Source organism: Nostoc sp. ChiQUE02, from assembly GCF_034531305.2.
Taxonomy (GTDB): Bacteria; Cyanobacteriota; Cyanobacteriia; order Cyanobacteriales; family Nostocaceae; genus Nostoc.
In genome coordinates, this window is the sequence record NZ_JAVRBN020000003.1 from 111,758 (window position 1) to 129,737 (window position 17,980).

Below are 17,980 nucleotides of genomic sequence, written 5' to 3' on the forward strand. Positions count from 1 at the left end.
GCTAGGCTAATTCAGCAAAAATTTCCAAAAACCATTTTTTAAGATTGATAAAACAGTAAATCTGTTTTTTAAGTTTCCTGTTACCTTGTTCTGCTATACAAGAATTTCAAGACAAAGAATATCCTGTTGCTTTCTTAACGTATTTCACAACTTTTTCATAAGATTCAGGATTACTCACAGGGTTAATGATGATGGGAATAGTACCATCTGGCAACCAAAAAGTTATCCTGCCATTTGGTTCATGACAGAAAGAACTGATGCAGTTGAGATTAATTACATATTCGTTTTTTTCGTAAAAAATTTTCACCCAGTGGGCATGATCTAATTCTAATCCTGTCACACATTCTAAATAATCGAGAATCTTTTGATAATCTTCCAAGTTATTTTGCGGGTTAATTACTATTGGAATGGCACTATCAGGTAGCCAAAAAGTAACCCTGCCATTCAGTTCATAACAAAAAGCATGGACACGTTCAAAATTCACTACATATTCTCTCCTCTCGTAAAGGATTTTCACCCAGTACGCCACAACATCTCCTCAAGTCCGAAATTTACGAATGATGCACCCTGGATATTCAAATCTACTGAAGCCTTAAGTTAATGTTGCTATGCGCCAATTCAAAATCTAAAAAATTAATTTTGAATTATGAATTACGAATTCTGAATTGTTATGACACCTCCAATGGTGTTGGTGTGCTAGATGTAGAAAGAGAAAGAGCGATCGCTGTTTGAATAAACCCTTTAAATAAGGGATGAGGTGCACTGGGGCGTGATTGAAATTCTGGATGAAATTGGCAAGCAAGAAAGAATGGGTGCTTGGTTAATTCCACAATTTCAACTAAACGTCCATCGGGAGAAGTACCACTAATCACATAGCCAGACTTTAACAACAAATCGCGGTAAGCATTGTTGAACTCATAGCGATGTCGATGTCGTTCATAAATCACATCTTCTTGATAGAGCTTAAAAGCTAAAGTATCAGGGAGAACACGGCAAGGATATAGCCCTAAGCGCATTGTACCCCCTAAATCCACTACTTCCTGCTGTTCTGGCAATAAATTTATTACCGGATCAATTGTATAAGGGTCAAATTCAGCACTATTGGCATCTGTTAATCCCCCTACGTTTCTGGCCCATTCAATCACAGAACATTGCATACCCAGGCATAAACCCAAGAAGGGAATTTGGCGATCGCGGGCGTATTTAATGGCGGCAATTTTGCCATCGACTCCTCGAACCCCGAAACCTCCTGGCACAACTATGCCATCGACACCCTCAAGATAATTTTCGGCTGGTTCAGTTTCCAAATTTTCTGAATTTATCCAACGCAGGCGCAGTTTGCCATAAGTGGAGATTGCAGCATGGTTCAGCGCTTCCACTACAGATAGGTAGGCATCACTTAACTGCACATATTTACCAACGATGGCAATTTCTACCTCGTGCTTAGGACTATGTAAATGTTGTACCAGGGTTTGCCACTGCGTCAAATCTGGTTTACGTTGTTCCATTTGCAGCAAGTTCAGGACTTGTTCTGCCATTCCTTCCCGTTCTAGATTCAGCGGTACTTCATAGATACTTTTGGCATCTTGGGAAGTGATGACGCATTCTTCCGGTACATCGCAAAATCCCGACAATTTCTGCTTTAATCCCTTGGGTAAAGGGCGATCGCTCCGACAAACTAAAATATCTGGTTGAATACCAATGGATCTCAGTTCCTTAACTGAATGCTGTGTCGGCTTAGTTTTCATTTCACCCGCAGAGGCAATCCACGGCACCAGCGTGACGTGCATATACAGCACATTCTGCCGTCCCACCTCTTTACGGAACTGACGAATTGCTTCCAAAAACGGCAGTGATTCAATATCTCCCACCGTCCCGCCAATTTCTGTAATTACTACAGAAGGGTTTGTACTTTTAGCAACTCGCAGAATCCGCTCTTTAATTTCATTGGTAATATGAGGAATTACCTGTACAGTACCGCCATTGTAGTCTCCGCGCCGCTCTTTATTGATGACTGCCTGGTAAATCGAGCCAGTAGTCACACAATTTAAGCGCGACATCGAGGTATCGGTAAAGCGTTCGTAATGCCCCAAGTCTAAATCTGTCTCCGCACCATCCTGGGTAACGAATACTTCCCCATGCTGAAAGGGACTCATCGTGCCAGGATCGATATTGATATAAGGGTCGAGTTTGAGAATCGACACCGAATATTCGCGCGACTTGAGCAAACGCCCTAGACTTGCTGCTACAATGCCCTTACCAATACTGGAAACTACGCCTCCAGTAACAAAGATAAACTTAGTCATAGTAGTTTGAATTTCTAACAACTTCTAAAAATACATCCCGTCATTGTGCCACAGTTGTTGTGGTGTAATATTCTGTGATTTGCTGTGAAAAACCTCTTAGGATTAGTAATATTAAGCTGTATTCTCACCTCCTCAGTAGCATTGGCAGAGCCATCTCTTATAGTCGTTTTTCCCCAGACAAACTACCAGACAAGTGCCCAAAAAATCTTCTTTCTGGGCACTGCACCACCAGATGGTCAGGTTTTGATCAATAGTAAGCCAATTACCCGCAGCAAAGCTGGTCATTTTTCGCCTAGTTTCCCCTTGCAGTTGGGGGAGAATCTTTTTACTGTGCGTTACCACAATCAAGAACTTAAGATTAAGGTGATCGGGCTTAACGCTAGCCCTGAACTACCACAGGGGGTAGCCTTTGCGAAAGATTCCCTGACTCCCGCAGTTGACATTGCCAGATTACCGGGAGAAGTAATTTGTTTTAGCGCGTTAGCGAAGCTCCCCGAAGGGATCGCACCCCCTAACGCTAATGTCTCTGTAACCCTGGCTAATCAAACTATTGCCCTTTTACCACAACCTCAACAGGCACAACTACCAAGTAATTTGGCAGCTTTGACAGGGCAAAATCAGCCTCATGCCCAGTCTAGCGTAGGCAATTATAAAGGTTGCACCACAGTGGCAACAGCCGCCGATCTGGGAAAACCTCAATTTCAACTGACGTTTGATGGCAAGACGATAACTCAATCAGGATCTGGTAAGATTGAAATCCTCTCAAGAGCACAGTTGCCAGTTTCTGAGGTTACAGTAGAGTCAGGCGTTGCTCGTACTGGAGCTAGCACCGATTATTCTCGACTCACACCACTGCCCAAGGGCACACGCGCAACAGTTACAGGTAGGGAAGGTGAATGGTTGCGCCTAGATTATGGCGCTTGGATTAATAGTAAAGAAACCCGCATTCTACCTGGTGCAGTTCCGCCACAGACAATAATTCGCAGTGTCGGATACCGTCAACTCCCTAGTGCGACAGAGATAGTTTTCCCCTTGCAAGTTCCCGTACCTGTGAGCTTACAACAAAGTGAGCAAGCTCTCGCTCTCACTCTCTACAATACCACTGCCCAAACGGACATAATTCGCCTGGATGATAACCCCCTAATTTATCGCCTAGACTGGCAACAGGAAGCTCCAGGACAAGTAAAATACACCTTTAACCTCAAAAAAGCTCAACAGTGGGGATATAAGCTGAGATACGACGGTACAACCCTGGTTTTAGCTTTGCGTCATCCGCCTAAAATTGGGAACACAAGACGCAAGCCTTTAGCTAATTTCAAGATTGTACTAGATCCAGGGCATGGCGGTAAAGAATCTGGTGCCAGTGGCCCAACTGGATATTTAGAAAAAGATGTGAATTTGGTGATATCTAAGTTGCTGCGCGATGAGTTGGTGAAGCGAGGAGCAACGGTGGTGATGACGCGGGAGGATGATAAGGAGGTTTCGCTAGTAGAACGTCAGGCAATTATCAGTCAAGAAGAACCTGCGATCGCTCTTTCCATACACCACAATTCCTTACCAGATGATGGCGATGCCGAAAAAACCAAAGGATTTGCCGCTTTTTGGTATCAACCCCAAGCCCACAGTCTGGCAATATTTTTACAGACCTATGTTGTTAAAAAACTCGGCAAACCTTCTTATGGTGTGTTTTGGGACAACCTAGCACTGACACGCCCAGCAGTTGCGCCATCGGTGTTATTGGAATTGGGTTTTATGAGCAATCCCGATGAATTTGAGCAGGTAGTGAACCCAGTAGAACAGAAGAAGATGGCAAATGCGATCGCTCAGGGAATTACTGAGTGGTTTAGGAGTATTAAATAAATTTGGCGATTCTGGCATCTTTAGAGCAACCACACATTCCGCCCGATTCTTTTCTGGAGGATGAGACTCTAGCAGAACCACCTGAAGATTTTGCTGCTAAGATCGCTGAAATAAAACAACGTGGCGATCATTCTCAATCTGTGATCCGACGAGGTTCTACAGGTCAAGACTTGCTCAAATTTGCTGGTACTTGGTATGGAGACGACCTAGAGGAGTGTCTAGCATTTCTTGATGCAACCCGCTCAAAAGCGAAGTTTTAAGCCAATAATGTATGTATTTGCTCGATACGAATCACTATAGTTACATCATTAACAACAATCCTCAAGTTGTCGCAACTGGTCAAAGCTATACTCAAGATCCTTTTGGGATTAGCATTCAAAAACTTAGCTTCCCTCATGTTGGCTCCTGTGAGGTTGCTTCCGGAGAGAATGGTTCGCACAGGTGGCAGATATAGCGTAGCTGTCACAAAGTGCAAACTCAACTGTCTAGTTTAATATTAGCCCGTCTTGTTACCAGCATTAGAACATTAAATTACACTCACTTGAAGTTTCTCCTTTCCAACCAGTTACTACTTGTTTACATTCCCATTGGGATTGAAACTTAACTATTGGATATACTTTAACAAAAAATATTCCACTAAAAATATAACCTATTAATAATATAGGTGTTAATAATAGCCTAACTAAATATATTTTGCAGCTAACTTTTTTAGCTATGAAATTACAAACTCTAAAATAAATAATTAAAATATAAGAGATAATTATTGTAACAAATATACAATTGTACAGCACAGTAAGAGCATTATAATAATCTCTATAAAGATAAAGACCGGGTGGGATAAAAATCAAACAGGCAACTACCGTAACCATTATACTTTGATAAGCTTTACTATCATTGATTCGTGAAAGAAAACTAAATAACAAAAGAAATAATCCAAATAAAAATATAAAGATAGCAATAACTAATATTAGTTTGAACATAATAAAAATAAAGTAATGACTCAAACTTAAAAGAAATTATCAACTTACTGGCATTAAGCCGATCTCGGTGCCAAAACAGAAATAGAAGCTAAAAGAGCTTGGCAATTCTAGGTTTCCAAGATTTCGGGAGGGAGATGATAGCGGTCTCAAATGCTTAGAGAATATTTTGATTTTTCACTACATAATCGCCATACTGCTTATTGCTCAATTGAAGATAGCTATTAAAGTAAACGCACTTTACTACTAATTTTCATAAATTTTGTTTGTTACCAGACCCTAGTGCTTCTGTAACAGCTTGTTTCAAGTCATTTAATATCGTTACTAAGTTCTTAACTTCATCCATTCCTGCTCCTACTTCTTCATTTGGTAATCTAGTTACTGAAAAAACAGTTTCTTGATTTTCAAGTTTTGTGATTTCATGTTTTACAAAGTTTATTTTACCTATTAAAATTGAATCTAAGACAATTGAATCAGTTATGTAATCTTGTAGATTTATATCTATTATCGAATTCAATTCAACTATATAATGGGCTAACTTAAGTGTTTCTTTAGGCTCAATACCAATAAGATAGTCCAGCTTTTGTGGTGATATTTTAGTTCTTTTTAATAGGACTATATTTATAACATCTTTAAGACGTTCAGACCATTGGTGTAAGTTGTTATAAACTTCATAATAAGTTATTTCGTTAGCCACACTTACTTTAATATCAACAAAGCAACTAGGCTTTTCACTTAGTACTACAAGTGTAGGCTTTATTAAAGCAAGGGCTTCTGATAATCTATTACCCACAGCATTAGGCAGGGTAAAAGTATAAACAAATTTACCAGATTCTTGAGACAATTTTAAGGTAACAGAAATTCCTAAAAGATTTTCAAGATTTAATTTTAATGTTTCTATTATTTGCTGATTGTTGTTAATCTCTTGCAAGGACATATAGGTTTTTAGTTGTTTGGTAAATTATTTTGATAAGGAGTTGTGTACATAAGGCAATTCAAAAGAAGCTAGTGTACGTCTTATTATTAAGTAAAAATTAACAGTACATTTAAAATGACCGTTCATGTTCTGGATCATCGAGAGACCTCTGACTGATGTTATATCTACAAAGTCTTTAAATGCGCTAGATTTGGTGAGTTTTATGATGGAATACAGGAATGAAGTTAATTGGTTTTTCTGACCAGGGTAAAACAAAACCACTAAATGCTTCTAATTATTAGCCATAAATGATTTCATCATCCTCGCTCTGTCTTTTAAAGTCTTCCGCATAATTACCTGTGTTTGACACTTTCTTTTATTAAGAAAGTTCGCAAATTGCAAGAGACTAAGTGCGCGACAGGGTGCTGCTATGTGAAGGTATCCCGACTGGGCAAGAAGGGTGCGAGAGAATAGCTCTCAAAACCATTGATATCAAAACCATTGCTATGGCTTGCCTATGGTAACTCAAGTCAGAAATTTTGTGCGGGAGTTTCTTACTTCCGGGTTTTTCAAAGCTTTTTTCTATCTGCTACTTTGAGGCGATCGCTCTCCTAATAAACTCAAAAACGCTTATCTAAACCAGCTTGTTTCAATACTCCATTTGCAGTATGACGTGATTTTATTTTACTATCAACTACAAAGTTATTATCTGTAATTGGGCTATACCAAATTTCATGATCTCCTTTACCTTGCCTTTTAAAATAACATCCGGCTTCTGTTAAAAGCTTTTTAACTTCAGGAGTAAAGGAAACACTCATTAGCCAGCCACTTTGATTGATTCATGACGATGCGTTGTTAAGTATAAATCAATGTAATCTTTGTTGCCAGATTCAACTCTATTTAATTCAATAAGTTCTGGAATCATAGCTTTGAGTTTTTCTGTTAACACCTCAATAGTAGAAGCTTCTGTAACCAACCCAGGTAGATTATCACTGCTAGCTACCCACACATCAACCTCAGAATCCCAAAAAGCGCTTACTTTGACAATAAAAGTATTCATAATTCGCTTTTTTAGCTATCGCATGTATGTAAACAATTTTAATTCAGAACTTTGAAAATTTTGCAATCTTGACTTGTTATCAGATGCGTAGGCCTAGCCCGTCGTAGACATCGCCCCACTGCCAAACCCAAAAAATGGAGCCATGCAGAAGATAGCAAAAACAGCCCTTAAGTTATTGAAAGGTGCGTTGGCGTAGCCCGTCATAGACATCGCTGATTTGCCTACTAATGAAAAGCTCGTTGAAGTCTGTGGTAAGCTTTTACCTGTAATTACTAAGTTTTTCGGCTTACTATAACTTAGTAAATATTACTCTACATCTGGATCAATACCCATTGCTCTGAGCCGTTCTGCTAATTGTGCAGTTTTTCGTTCAGCTTGCTCGGCTCTTTGCCTTTGCAAATCAGCTTCTTCTTGACCAATCAGTAACAGATTTCCCTCTAAATCCCACCAGCGCAACCACAATTGTTCAGGATTATTTAAGTAGTTTCCCTGCCATAACCCTAGTTCTACTCCTAAAGGAGGAATTGGGTAGTGGCCTCGTTCATTAGGCTGCATCTTGTGGTAACAAAAATCTACCAGGTGATAAACTTCCAGTTTGTCATTACTAATTTCATAAATGGCATAGTAGGGAATTCGGATTATTCGCTCATATACCCAGAATTTACCTGGTTTTGCGCCTTCCCGACTATCAGCTAGAGGTAAAGGAGTGACATCTCGTTCTTCATCGCCATTACCACTAGCTAGTTCTACGGCAATCAATGGGGGTATATATTCCCGCCACAAAACATAGGAGCGGCGGTTTTTGCCATCTAGCCTTGGTGGTACACCAGGGACGTAAAACCAATCGGGTGCTGCTGCTCCTTTTTCTGGTGGATCGGTCTCTCGCCAGTAAATACCACAATCTTGACCAATGCAATACTGTCCATCTGGATGTACGCGTTGCAAAACCTGAACAATTGAGTCTGTGAGAATGATGGTTTGAGGATGCTCTTGAAAATTTTTCACAAACGTACCATCAGACTCTGGTAGTTGAGTGTGATCGGGAAACTGAGGCGGTATGGCAATATCAGCAAGTGTTTCACTCATACTTTGAAAAGTATTGGAGCTATTTATTTAGTGCTTTACGCTTCCCATAAGGTGTTACTAACTAGTATAACACCTTGCTCTGTCTTGATTTCAGTGCTTTTACCCTGCCAGAACCGCTTTGATCGCGGGTAGAAATATATGAAATCTTATATTTTGAAAGTGTATGTATTTTAAGTTAGGCGGCATGGTGGGAGCGATCGCTATTTTATTAAGTAATGGTAGTGCGATCGCCCAAGATGCACAAAGATATATCACTGTAGGGCATGATAAATTGGGAAACAGCGTAGCTCTGGATACAAAAACTATTAAGGGCACGACATACAAGCTTTACGGAATGTATGGTGATGGCATCTTCGAGACTACGTTCGATGCTTCGTGCAAAGAATCACGGCTTTTTCGGAATCGCATTGCCATTTACGGATCTGAGGGACAACTACTTCAAGAAGATCAGGAGAAAGGAGAAATACCTTTTGTAGCCAATTCTTCACCAGGTAAAGGAATGCAAATTGTTTGTCAAAAGATTGGTGCACGTGGTTGGTAGGTGCTCATTCGGGAGGCAGGAGAGAGGGAAGCCACCCATCAGGGACGAGGTTTCAAACTTACCTAATGAAAATTTGCTGTAATTTACTCTTCTTCAGCCCCTATCGAATGTACAGGTAGACATAAGTTAGGTGGACATAATTAAACGTAAAATACCAGCCACTGAAATCTAGCTTCCTGAGCAGTTTTTACCTCGTGCCTCCTGCCTTCTACTTACTAAGGACAAAACAACGTGTCACGCGTATCTCGTCCTGTAATGGGATTAGTTCCTTTGGCAAGTTTGCACAATTTTTTTTGCTCATCGGAACGTAGTAGCGTATCGGTAAAATCTGCCCCGTCAATGATTGCACCATCAAATCTGGCGTTAGCAGCAAAAGCACCCTCCAACAGTGCATTTGTCAAATTTGCTCTGACTAAACGAGCTGAGTCTAAAGTGGCATTTCTCAAGTCAGATCCCTCCAAATTCGCAGACTCCAAATTTGCTGCAAAGAAACTGACACCGTTCAAATTAGCATGGCTGAAGTTACTCTGGCGGAGATTAGCTTTGGTAAAGCTGGAGTCTGTTAAATCGCGTCCTGAGAAATCAGCCTCGACCAAAATTTCTTTATTATATTCGAGTGCCAAAGCTGTTGGAGCAAAACCTACGGTTGCGGTGATGCCAACTATTCCCCAAAGGAATAAGCTGAGTATGCTTGCCCAAATGTGATGGTTTGTTTTACGCTTCAATCCCAACTTTGCTCGGGATGAGTCGAGTGTAGAATCCGCTGTGCGATCGCTTAACTTAGAATTCATAGAATTCATGATATTTTTAGTCAATGGCTAACCTTCCTCCATCTCATTATCCAGATATTGGCTCTCTAGGAGAAGACCTAGTAGCCCAATGGTTGCAATCTACAGGTTGGATAATTCTGCATCGTCGCTTTTCTTGCCGCTGGGGAGAAATTGATATTATTGCTCAATATGATGGAAGTGTAGGGGAAGCAGGGGAGCAAGGAGGAAAACTCTTAACTCAACAATCATTACTGGCATTTGTCGAAGTCAAAACCCGCAGTTCAGGTAGTTGGGATGGAGGGGGAAGAAGTGCAATCACCCCACAAAAGCAAGCAAAAATCTGGCGTACAGCTGGAATATTCTTAGCCCAGTATCCTGAGAAAGCAGATTATTCTTGTAGATTTGATGTTGCTATTGTCTACTGTCAACAGATATCAAAAAATATAACTGGGGTTACAGCAAGCCAGAAAGCTCTAGCTACTTCATCAGTAGCCGGATACAAGTTTAAGCTGCAAGAATACATTCTGGCAGCTTTCGACTCTTCAATTGATAATGGTTAATCGGTAATGGATAAAATATCTTCATTACCAATGACCATAATTTTGTAGTGGCGTTACAACCAAATAGTGTCACGCCAAAGTTTCTGGGCAGTAGCCTAAGCCTCGGACAAACTGTTGCCGGAATGCCTCGATTTCGTCTCTCTCTGGACTACCATGAGAGACGATCGCTACCTGATAGCGACGCATCACGTCCACAGGGCACTGTCCCGCTTCCAAACTCCAAAGTGCCATTTGCACCCTCATTGGCGGTTCGTAGCTGATTCCTAATTCATTTAGAAAAGCGCGAAAGTCGCCATCTTCTTGGGGCGAGACTTGACCTCTGAGTTTGATCCTAACCACCCAGCCATCAATTTGATGAATTACGGTGACGAACGAAACTGGTGTCTGGGGTCTAGCGTGCAGGTGTTGAACGACCCTCAGGGTTAGACTGGCATTTGCCAGATAGTACAAGTATTCCATGTTTGTTGGTGCTTGGGATCAAAGCCAATCCTACATATATATATTCGTCAATCAATGCCTGTTCCCGGTAGGGTAAAAGCCCCCGTTTTTAGATGGGGAGGTTTACCCAATTTTTATGTTAATTTTTCCGTGTTACTTAATAGTATCAATCTTATAGCCTAGCGAGAAAACTGAGCGAAGATGCCTTAAAGTTCCTTTAGAAGGGAAAGCTAAAACCAGCTTTTTTAAGAGAGTATAAATACTAAATAAACCAAAAACTAGTACAAGCCAATTTGAAAGACACATCTAGCCCACAAGAAAAAAATTTTGAATTAGATTGCTCGGTAGCTGGCTATGACTACGAACTATCTCCAGAACTCATTGCCCAAAATCCAGCAGTTCCTAGAGATAGTTCGCGCTTACTGGTAGTTGATTCTCCCACTACAGGCACCGAAACAGCACCCCTACACCACATTTTCCATGATTTGCCTGCACTGCTGCGCTCAGGTGATTTGTTGGTTATGAACAATACAAGAGTCATTCCAGCGCGGCTTTATGGCCATAAATCTACTGGTGGTAAAATCCAGGTGTTGCTATTGGAAGAACGGCAGTATAACTGTTGGTTAACTTTAGTTAAGCCAGGAAAAAGCTTCAAACAGGGAGCGAAGATTATTTTTGAAGCAAGGCAATTAGGAATTAGGGAGCAAGAAGATTCTTACCCAGTTCCCAGTCCCCAGCTAACGGCTACGGTTTTAGAAACAGACGCAGCAACTGGGGGGCGTTTGTTGCAATTTGATGTACCAGAAGGAAACTCTTTGGTGCAACTGTTAGAGGTATTTGGTGAAGTACCGCTACCACCGTACATTACTACCTCAGAAGCTGCTGATGAGCAGTATCAGACAGTTTATGCCAAACAGCCAGGAGCGATCGCAGCTCCGACGGCAGGATTACACTTTACCCCAGAATTATTACAAAAGTTGCGCGATCGCAAAATCAATCAAGCTTTTGTCACGCTACACGTTGGTGTAGGTACATTTCGCCCTGTGGAAGTGGAGGACGTAACTACCCACCAGATGCATGAAGAATGGATTGAAGTTCCTGCCGCCACAGTAGAGCAAATCCGCGCCACTAAAGCAGCTGGCGGGCGGATTATTGCTGTGGGAACAACGGCAGTACGGGCTTTAGAAGGGGCGGCTCAATCTGGAAATTTACAACCATTTTGCGGTAAAACAGACTTGTTTATTTATCCCAGCTACCAATGGCGGGTGGTAGATGGTTTGATTACCAATTTTCACTTACCGCGTTCCAGTTTGCTGATGTTGGTAAGTGCGCTCATTGGCAGACAACGGTTATTGAATATATACAACGAAGCGATCGCTTTTGGATATCGTTTCTATTCCTTTGGTGATGCCATGCTAATTTTACCGGAAGCTGTGAGAGTGGGGAGTTAGGAGTAGAGACGCGACGCCAGTCGCTACAACGGGGGGAACCCCCGCAACGCGCTGGCTCATTAATCGCGTCTGTTAAAAGTTGAGAATTTGGAATTTTTTCTTTCGTGGTGGGTACTCTGACTTATGAGGAGTTAAAAATAAGTACAGGTCTACTACTCATGTCTGAAAAATTCCTATTTTCTCATTGGTTAAATTTATTTTGCCAGGTGACACTCGGTGGCTGTTCTGCGTTTTTGGTCTTGGCTGCACCAACAATTACTAATTTCGCCGGAAGCAAGCTGCTGGCAGAAACCGCAATTTCTCAGGATCTTCAAGCAGCGAGCTTTTTCCAGCAGGGAGTGACGCGCTATAACCGCAAAGACTTACAGGGGGCGGAATATGCCTTTCGTCAGGCATTGCAGCGAGATTCTAGCCTTGGGGCAGCGCGAAATTATCTGGGTAATATATTCATGGAACAAAATCGCCTGGATATAGCTTTACAAGAATATACAGAGGCGATTAGGATTAATCCCAATTTTAGCGAGGCTTATTACAACTTAGGGTTAGCGTTGCAGCGACAAGGAGAAAAAGATGCAGCGATTACGGCTTATCGCCAAAGCCTGGTTATAGATCCCACAAGGGTAGCAGCGCTGTATAATCTGGGTTTGGTGCTGTATGAACAAGGACAAATACAGGAAGCGATCGCAGCATACCAGCAAGCAATTAATTTAGATAGCAGCAATGCCAATGCTTATTTTAACTTGGCGGTCGCCTTGCAACAACAAGGTCAAATTGAGCCTGCGATCGCTACTTACCGCCAAGCCTTGCAGCTAGATCCTAAAAATGCCACAGCTTACAACAACATGGCAAGTTTACTGGCACTGCATGGTCAAGCTGCTGAGGCTATTTCTGTTTATCGGCAAGCTATTCGCCAAAATCCTAAAAATGCCTCAGTTTACTATAACTTGGGAGTCACTTTATATAATCAGGGCGACTTCAAGAAAGCCAGTGGAGTCTTGAAACGTGCTCATAACGAGTATCGTCAGCAAGGCAACATTGAGCAAGCTGAAAAAATTGAGCAGCTAATGCAGCAAATCGCCCAGAAGGCTGGGCAACAACAACCCCAAGCCAGTCAAACAGCTACTCCGTCTCAGAGTTCAGATTCTACAAGTAATGTAGTAAAAACGCCTGAGGCACAGACGCCAAATCAATCAGAAACGCCCGCGAACCCTGTCTCAGTTGAACCACAATCTACCTCAACGAGTCCCAGACAATAAAAAACTTAGAGTTATTAATGCGAGGTGCAACTTAACATTCTGACCTCTCTCCTACCTGCAAGGAGAGAGGCTTTTAATTTTCCCCATTCCCTAGTAGGAAAGGAATTTGCAGGTTAGGTTTCAGTAAAAGTTGCACACGGCATAATTAATAACTCCAAACTCTTGTACAGACGCGATTAATCGTGTCTCTCCAAACTCCAAACTCCTAACTTTTTTAAATTGGCAAACGATTGATATCTTTATTGCAACCAATAACGACCATTGCTGAACCACGTTCTAAACGCTTGGTGGAGTCAGGATTGATTTGAAATTTACCATCCTGGCTCACTGCTAACAAATTTAAACCGTAGCGGTTACGAAGTTGCAGTTCGGTGATCGTTTTGCCATGAAATTCATCAGGCACAATCAACTCTACAATACTGTTATCTGGGTCGAGGTCAAACCGATCTAGGATTGCTGGTTTGGTAAGGGTACGTGCTAGGGCACAACCCGCTTCATATTCAGGAAAAACAACATGATCTGCTCCTACTCGCCGCAAGAGTTTACGGTGAACTTCACTAGAAGCTTTGGCAACTACATGAGGTACACCAGCCTCTTTCACATTTAGGGTGGTTATGATGCTTTCCTGAACGTAATTGCCAATCGCGATAATCACAGTATCAAATTCAAAAATTCCAGCTTCTTTGAGTGCGGCTGGTTCTGTAGAGTCTAGTTGCAAAGCATGACTAACTATTCCCTCAGTTAATGCTTCTGAAACTTGTTTTTCATCAATATCTGTTGCCAGCACTTGATAACCAAAATTGTGCAGCGTGGAACAGACAGACCTACCAAAACGACCTAACCCAATTACAGCAAATTGCTGGTTGTCTTTACGTAAACTGCGAAAAAAACTTAATGATGACAGATTCACCGTTGTTATCCTTATTATGGCTCCCTGTATTTAGGGCAAAAAACGGTTATACCGCTTGAATTAAAAATTTTATTTTTTGCCTTTCAAGGTATATTTTATCAGTTTAGTCATGAGTCATTAATCATTAGTCAGTTGACAAGAATTATTGGGAGCATGTCAACTTTGCTAGAACAGATGAACTATTGAAGAGTGGCAGAATCAATGAAAATAGAGGAAGAAATCAATTCTTACTCAACAATGAAACCAGCCAATCAGAAAAAACTCCAGAAACATCTTCAAGCCGTAGCAAAAATTCTGTATCAAGAAGCAGAGACTGAAGAATTAGAGAGTCTAGCCGGGATTGAAAAAACAATCAGAGCGCAAACTCTAGAATACATTACACCAGAATTAGGGGTTTTTTTCTCAAAGAAGCAACAGGAACTTCATCCGGACGAGTAAGAACAATCAAAAGTATTCTCGGAGAATTACCAGTCAGTGAGAAACAAGCACGAAAGTTAAAACTAGAAAACAATCAAAAAATAAGTCCTTATTTAGAGCAATGTTGCTTGAGAGCAAGTGCGAATGTCTCCTATGAGAATGCAGCCAAAGATATTTATAAATATACCGGGATGTCGATTTCTGCTAATACACAACAAAGAATCGTTCAGCGGTATGAGTTTCCCGAAATAGGATACCAACAAAAAATCGAAGAAATTAGCGTGGACGGCGGCAAGGTAAGGCTTAGGACTGAACAAAAAGGAAAGCCATGCATCTGGAAAGACTATAAAGCCATCTGCATCAACCAAGAAATAAAAGTAGCTAGATTGGGTGAAAATGAAGCTTTAATCGATTGGGTAAATCAACAACATTTGGCAGAACCATTAACCTGTTTAGGTGATGGACATCCAGGGATTTGGAAAATAATTCGACAATTTAATTGTCTAGGAGAAAGACGGGAGATTTTAGATTGGTTCCATCTCATCGAAAATCTACATAAAGTGGGTGGTTCTCTCAAGCAACTCAAAACTGCGGAAACTTTTCTTTGGTTCGGAAAAGTTGATGAAACTCTCGCTCTGATCTCTCCACTTCAAGCTAAAAAAGCTCAAAATTTCTGCCAGTATTTGGAAACTCATCGGCATCGAATTGTCAATTATGATTATTATCAAACCGAAGGTATTTGTTCTATCGGTTCTGGTGCCGTCGAGTCTACTATCAAACAGATAGATCGGCGATTAAAAATTTCTGGAGCGCAATGGGATGAATATAATGTCTCTCAAGTTCTCAAGCATCGCTGCGCTTATCTTAATGACCAACTTTAGAACCTGTTTAGTTCGTTTGTTCTAACAAAGTTGACATGCTCCCGAATTATTCTCTCCCTACTCTTTACTCCCTACTCTTTACTCCCTACTCCCTCTCCCTAACTATCCTACGAGCAAATTTTCTTCAGGATAGCGAATTCTAGTAGGACGTGGGTCTCCTAGTACGGCAGACATCAGTAGTAAAACACCTACTCGTCCAATGTACATAGTGACAATTAAGATCAGCTTTGCTGCTGTGGAGATACTTGCTGTAATGCCTGTAGAAAGCCCCACGGTAGCGAAGGCTGATACCACTTCAAACAAAATTTGAATAAAATCTAGTGTTGGATCTGTGAGGCTAATTAAAATAGTAGCTAAAATCACCGTCGCTACTGAACCCACTAATACACCTACAGCTTTCAAAATTAAAGATATTGCTATCTTGCGATCGTACAATAAAACTTCTTCTTTTCCTTGGAGAATCGTTTTAGTGCAACTGGTCAAGACTCTCAGGGTTGTTGTTTTCATTCCTCCTCCTGTACCACCTGGACTTGCACCTATAAACATCAGCGCGATCGTAATAAATAGACCCGCGGTGGTCATTTTGCCAATATCGATGGTGTTAAAGCCAGCAGTTCGGGGAGTAACTGATTGAAACCAAGCTACTAATATCTGATCGCTTAGTTTTAGATAACCAAATGTTTCAGGGTTTCTAATCTCTATACAGAAAAAGGCAACTAACCCTATTACTAATAATATAATAGTTGTGCTGGTTGCAACTTTGAAATCTAGGGAAAATGTTTGGTTATGATTTTTTTTGAGAATGCGATCGCGGAACCAAAGATACATTTCTAAAATTACCTGATAGCCAATTCCCCCAAAAATAATCAACATGCTGATGGTGAAGACTATTAAGAAGGATGACTGATAGCCAATTAAGTTATCTTTAAACAAACTAAAACCAGCATTATTCCAAGCATTAATACTATGAAAAATCGCCAACCAAAGTCCTTGATTCCATCCATATTCAGGAACAAAAGCTGGTAGAAGTAAGAATACGCCTGTAATCTCAAAAATTAAAGTTGTGGCAATAATTGAACGGATCACTTGAGCACTACCACTCATTCCTGGTCGGTCTAAAGCTTGTTGAATAGCTACCTTTTGTCGCAGGTCAAACTTGCGTCCAATCAGCAGAATCAGAAAGGTAGTGCTTGTCATGTAGCCCAAACCGCCAATCTGAACCAACAGTGTCATAAACAACTGACCCCAAAAAGAAAAATAAGTACCAGGATCAACCACTGATAATCCAGTAACACAAACCGCGGATGTCGAGGTGAATAGCGCCACAATAGGGTCGTTCCATGTACCATCGCTAGTCGAGAAAGGCATCATCAGCAAGATGGTTCCTATAGCGATGACAGCCAAAAATCCCAGGCAAACTGTGCGAGAAACGGTCATAATTAATTCAAAATTCAAAATTCAAAATTCAGAAAGCTAGATTTAATATGGGTTGGCACATGCTTCAATCTGTAGCCATATTTGGGATTTTTGGTATAAATTCGAGCCAGAACAGTTTATTAGTGTAAACCAGGATTTTTCCAAGGAGGATAAATCCTGGTTTACTTTTCTTGAAACAAAAATACCCTTATTTAATTAAAAACACACATGGTAGCCTACAAGTATGTTTTTTTTTGAATTCTACTTCGTCTCAATATTACTTTTTTCATGAGTGCAACACTTTACCAGCAAATTCAGCAGTTCTACGATGCTTCCTCTGGTCTGTGGGAACAGATTTGGGGCGAACACATGCACCACGGCTACTATGGGGCTGATGGTAGTGAGAAAAAAGACCGTCGGCAAGCGCAAATTGATTTAATCGAAGAACTGCTCAATTGGGCAGGGGTACAAGCAGCAGAAAATATCCTCGATGTAGGTTGTGGCATTGGCGGCAGTTCTTTATACCTAGCTGAAAAGTTTAAGGCTAAGGCTACAGGAATTACTTTGAGTCCTGTGCAAGCTGCCAGAGCAACGGAACGCGCTTTGGAGGCGAATTTGAGTCTGAGAACTCAGTTTCAGGTGGCCAATGCTCAAGCGATGCCCTTTGCTGACAATTCTTTTGACTTGGTTTGGTCGCTGGAAAGCGGTGAACACATGCCAGATAAAACTAAGTTTCTCCAGGAGTGCTATCGGGTGTTGAAGCCTGGTGGCAAGTTAATTATGGTGACATGGTGTCATCGACCAACTGATAAGTTACCACTAACGCCGGATGAAGAAAAGCACTTGCAGGATATTTATCGGGTGTATTGTTTGCCTTATGTGATTTCTTTACCAGAGTATGAAGCGATCGCACTTCAACTTCCATTAAACAATATTCGCACCGCCGATTGGTCAACCGCCGTCGCCCCCTTTTGGAATGTAGTCATTGATTCAGCATTCACTCCCCAAGCGCTTTGGGGCTTACTCAATGCCGGTTGGACTACCATTCAAGGGGCATTATCGCTGGGATTGATGCGTCGCGGTTATGAGCGTGGGTTAGTTCGGTTTGGCTTATTATCTGGTGTTAAGTAATTAA

General features: G+C 41.2%; 19 protein-coding genes. 8 read left to right on the top strand and 11 right to left on the bottom strand.

What is annotated here, in order from left to right:
• Nucleotides 1–106 precede the first annotated feature (106 nt).
• Nucleotides 107–529 (bottom strand): hypothetical protein, encoded by a 423-nt coding sequence (locus RM347_RS04190; protein WP_322718982.1) that lies wholly within the window; start codon nucleotides 527–529, stop codon nucleotides 107–109.
• Between the two features lie 139 nt (nucleotides 530–668).
• Entirely contained in the window at nucleotides 669–2,306 is a 1,638-nt protein-coding gene (locus RM347_RS04195; RefSeq protein WP_322718981.1) for a CTP synthase, read from the bottom strand.
• An 84-nt stretch (nucleotides 2,307–2,390) separates the two neighbouring features.
• Between RM347_RS04195 and RM347_RS04200 the strand changes: the two genes are divergently transcribed.
• Together RM347_RS04200 and RM347_RS04205 are read left to right on the top strand one after the other, a co-directional pair.
• The gene (locus tag RM347_RS04200; protein ID WP_322718980.1) at nucleotides 2,391–4,166 is read left to right on the top strand and encodes an N-acetylmuramoyl-L-alanine amidase; all 1,776 of its coding nucleotides are present in this window, start codon (nucleotides 2,391–2,393) and stop codon (nucleotides 4,164–4,166) included.
• Nucleotides 4,167–4,168: 2 nt separating this feature from the next.
• Nucleotides 4,169–4,426, top strand: coding sequence for a hypothetical protein (locus tag RM347_RS04205; protein WP_322718979.1), 258 nt, complete (start codon nucleotides 4,169–4,171; stop codon nucleotides 4,424–4,426).
• On the opposite strand, the gene RM347_RS04210 is transcribed toward RM347_RS04205, so the two are convergent.
• From RM347_RS04210 to RM347_RS04230, 5 genes are all read right to left on the bottom strand, one after another.
• Nucleotides 4,423–4,632 carry a pentapeptide repeat-containing protein gene (locus RM347_RS04210; RefSeq protein ID WP_322718978.1) on the bottom strand — a complete coding sequence of 70 codons (210 nt, stop codon included), beginning with the start codon at nucleotides 4,630–4,632 and terminating at the stop codon, nucleotides 4,423–4,425. The two genes, RM347_RS04205 and RM347_RS04210, sit on opposite strands and share 4 nt — an antisense overlap.
• 764 nt (nucleotides 4,633–5,396) lie before the next feature.
• Nucleotides 5,397–6,080 carry a hypothetical protein gene (locus RM347_RS04215; protein WP_322718977.1) on the bottom strand — a complete coding sequence of 228 codons (684 nt, stop codon included), beginning with the start codon at nucleotides 6,078–6,080 and terminating at the stop codon, nucleotides 5,397–5,399.
• Between the two features lie 599 nt (nucleotides 6,081–6,679).
• The gene (locus tag RM347_RS04220) at nucleotides 6,680–6,877 is read right to left on the bottom strand and encodes a type II toxin-antitoxin system HicA family toxin (protein WP_322718976.1); all 198 of its coding nucleotides are present in this window, start codon (nucleotides 6,875–6,877) and stop codon (nucleotides 6,680–6,682) included.
• On the bottom strand, nucleotides 6,877–7,119 hold the full coding sequence (locus tag RM347_RS04225; protein WP_322718975.1) for a DUF1902 domain-containing protein: 243 nt from the start codon (nucleotides 7,117–7,119) through the stop codon (nucleotides 6,877–6,879). Before RM347_RS04225 ends, RM347_RS04220 begins: the two co-directional genes overlap by 1 nt.
• A 306-nt stretch (nucleotides 7,120–7,425) precedes the next feature.
• Complete coding sequence (locus RM347_RS04230) at nucleotides 7,426–8,205, bottom strand: Uma2 family endonuclease (protein ID WP_322718974.1); 780 nt, start codon at nucleotides 8,203–8,205, stop codon at nucleotides 7,426–7,428.
• Nucleotides 8,206–8,368: 163 nt separating this feature from the next.
• On the opposite strand from RM347_RS04230, the gene RM347_RS04235 reads away from it, so the two are divergent.
• On the top strand, nucleotides 8,369–8,746 hold the full coding sequence (locus tag RM347_RS04235; RefSeq protein ID WP_322718973.1) for a hypothetical protein: 378 nt from the start codon (nucleotides 8,369–8,371) through the stop codon (nucleotides 8,744–8,746).
• 215 nt (nucleotides 8,747–8,961) lie between these two features.
• Here RM347_RS04235 and RM347_RS04240 read toward each other — a convergent pair whose 3' ends face one another.
• Entirely contained in the window at nucleotides 8,962–9,537 is a 576-nt protein-coding gene (locus RM347_RS04240) for a pentapeptide repeat-containing protein (protein WP_322718972.1), read from the bottom strand.
• Between the two features lie 23 nt (nucleotides 9,538–9,560).
• Here RM347_RS04240 and RM347_RS04245 point away from each other — a divergent pair, with 23 nt between their 5' ends.
• A complete protein-coding gene (locus RM347_RS04245) occupies nucleotides 9,561–10,076 on the top strand; it encodes a YraN family protein (RefSeq protein WP_322718971.1) in 516 nt (171 codons plus the stop codon).
• A 69-nt stretch (nucleotides 10,077–10,145) separates the two neighbouring features.
• Here the strand turns inward: RM347_RS04245 and RM347_RS04250 are convergent, their stop codons facing one another.
• The gene (locus tag RM347_RS04250; protein ID WP_069068139.1) at nucleotides 10,146–10,535 is read right to left on the bottom strand and encodes a hypothetical protein; all 390 of its coding nucleotides are present in this window, start codon (nucleotides 10,533–10,535) and stop codon (nucleotides 10,146–10,148) included.
• Nucleotides 10,536–10,780: 245 nt separating this feature from the next.
• On the opposite strand from RM347_RS04250, the gene queA reads away from it, so the two are divergent.
• A complete protein-coding gene (gene queA, locus RM347_RS04255) occupies nucleotides 10,781–11,965 on the top strand; it encodes a tRNA preQ1(34) S-adenosylmethionine ribosyltransferase-isomerase QueA (RefSeq protein WP_322719062.1) in 1,185 nt (394 codons plus the stop codon).
• A gap of 158 nt (nucleotides 11,966–12,123) precedes the next feature.
• Nucleotides 12,124–13,221 (top strand): tetratricopeptide repeat protein, encoded by a 1,098-nt coding sequence (locus tag RM347_RS04260; protein WP_322718970.1) that lies wholly within the window; start codon nucleotides 12,124–12,126, stop codon nucleotides 13,219–13,221.
• A 214-nt stretch (nucleotides 13,222–13,435) separates the two neighbouring features.
• Here the strand turns inward: RM347_RS04260 and RM347_RS04265 are convergent, their stop codons facing one another.
• Nucleotides 13,436–14,131, bottom strand: a complete 696-nt coding sequence (locus RM347_RS04265; RefSeq protein ID WP_322718969.1) for a potassium channel family protein — start codon at nucleotides 14,129–14,131, stop codon at nucleotides 13,436–13,438.
• A gap of 237 nt (nucleotides 14,132–14,368) precedes the next feature.
• Here RM347_RS04265 and RM347_RS04270 point away from each other — a divergent pair.
• Nucleotides 14,369–15,429, top strand: a protein-coding gene (locus RM347_RS04270; RefSeq protein ID WP_322719061.1) for an ISKra4 family transposase whose coding sequence is annotated in 2 segments (ribosomal slippage) — nucleotides 14,369–14,525 and nucleotides 14,525–15,429 — 1,062 coding nt in all. Because the reading frame shifts where the segments join, the coding sequence is not laid out codon by codon here.
• Nucleotides 15,430–15,531: 102 nt separating this feature from the next.
• On the opposite strand, the gene RM347_RS04275 is transcribed toward RM347_RS04270, so the two are convergent.
• Nucleotides 15,532–16,866, bottom strand: coding sequence for a TrkH family potassium uptake protein (locus RM347_RS04275; protein WP_322721456.1), 1,335 nt, complete (start codon nucleotides 16,864–16,866; stop codon nucleotides 15,532–15,534).
• A 267-nt stretch (nucleotides 16,867–17,133) separates the two neighbouring features.
• On the opposite strand from RM347_RS04275, the gene RM347_RS04280 reads away from it, so the two are divergent.
• Entirely contained in the window at nucleotides 17,134–17,976 is an 843-nt protein-coding gene (locus tag RM347_RS04280; protein WP_322721457.1) for a methyltransferase domain-containing protein, read from the top strand.
• Nucleotides 17,977–17,980: the final 4 nt, after the last annotated feature.

Coding starts and splice junctions, on each gene's coding strand:
- RM347_RS04195 (WP_322718981.1), bottom strand. CDS start 2,306: ATGACTAAGTTTATCTTTGTTACTGGAGGCGTAGTTTCCAGTATTGGT.
- RM347_RS04215 (WP_322718977.1), bottom strand. CDS start 6,080: ATGTCCTTGCAAGAGATTAACAACAATCAGCAAATAATAGAAACATTA.
- RM347_RS04220 (WP_322718976.1), bottom strand. CDS start 6,877: ATGAGTGTTTCCTTTACTCCTGAAGTTAAAAAGCTTTTAACAGAAGCC.
- RM347_RS04225 (WP_322718975.1), bottom strand. CDS start 7,119: ATGAATACTTTTATTGTCAAAGTAAGCGCTTTTTGGGATTCTGAGGTT.
- RM347_RS04230 (WP_322718974.1), bottom strand. CDS start 8,205: ATGAGTGAAACACTTGCTGATATTGCCATACCGCCTCAGTTTCCCGAT.
- RM347_RS04235 (WP_322718973.1), top strand. CDS start 8,369: ATGTATTTTAAGTTAGGCGGCATGGTGGGAGCGATCGCTATTTTATTA.
- RM347_RS04240 (WP_322718972.1), bottom strand. CDS start 9,537: ATGAATTCTAAGTTAAGCGATCGCACAGCGGATTCTACACTCGACTCA.
- RM347_RS04245 (WP_322718971.1), top strand. CDS start 9,561: ATGGCTAACCTTCCTCCATCTCATTATCCAGATATTGGCTCTCTAGGA.
- RM347_RS04250 (WP_069068139.1), bottom strand. CDS start 10,535: ATGGAATACTTGTACTATCTGGCAAATGCCAGTCTAACCCTGAGGGTC.
- RM347_RS04260 (WP_322718970.1), top strand. CDS start 12,124: ATGTCTGAAAAATTCCTATTTTCTCATTGGTTAAATTTATTTTGCCAG.
- RM347_RS04275 (WP_322721456.1), bottom strand. CDS start 16,866: ATGACCGTTTCTCGCACAGTTTGCCTGGGATTTTTGGCTGTCATCGCT.
- RM347_RS04280 (WP_322721457.1), top strand. CDS start 17,134: ATGAGTGCAACACTTTACCAGCAAATTCAGCAGTTCTACGATGCTTCC.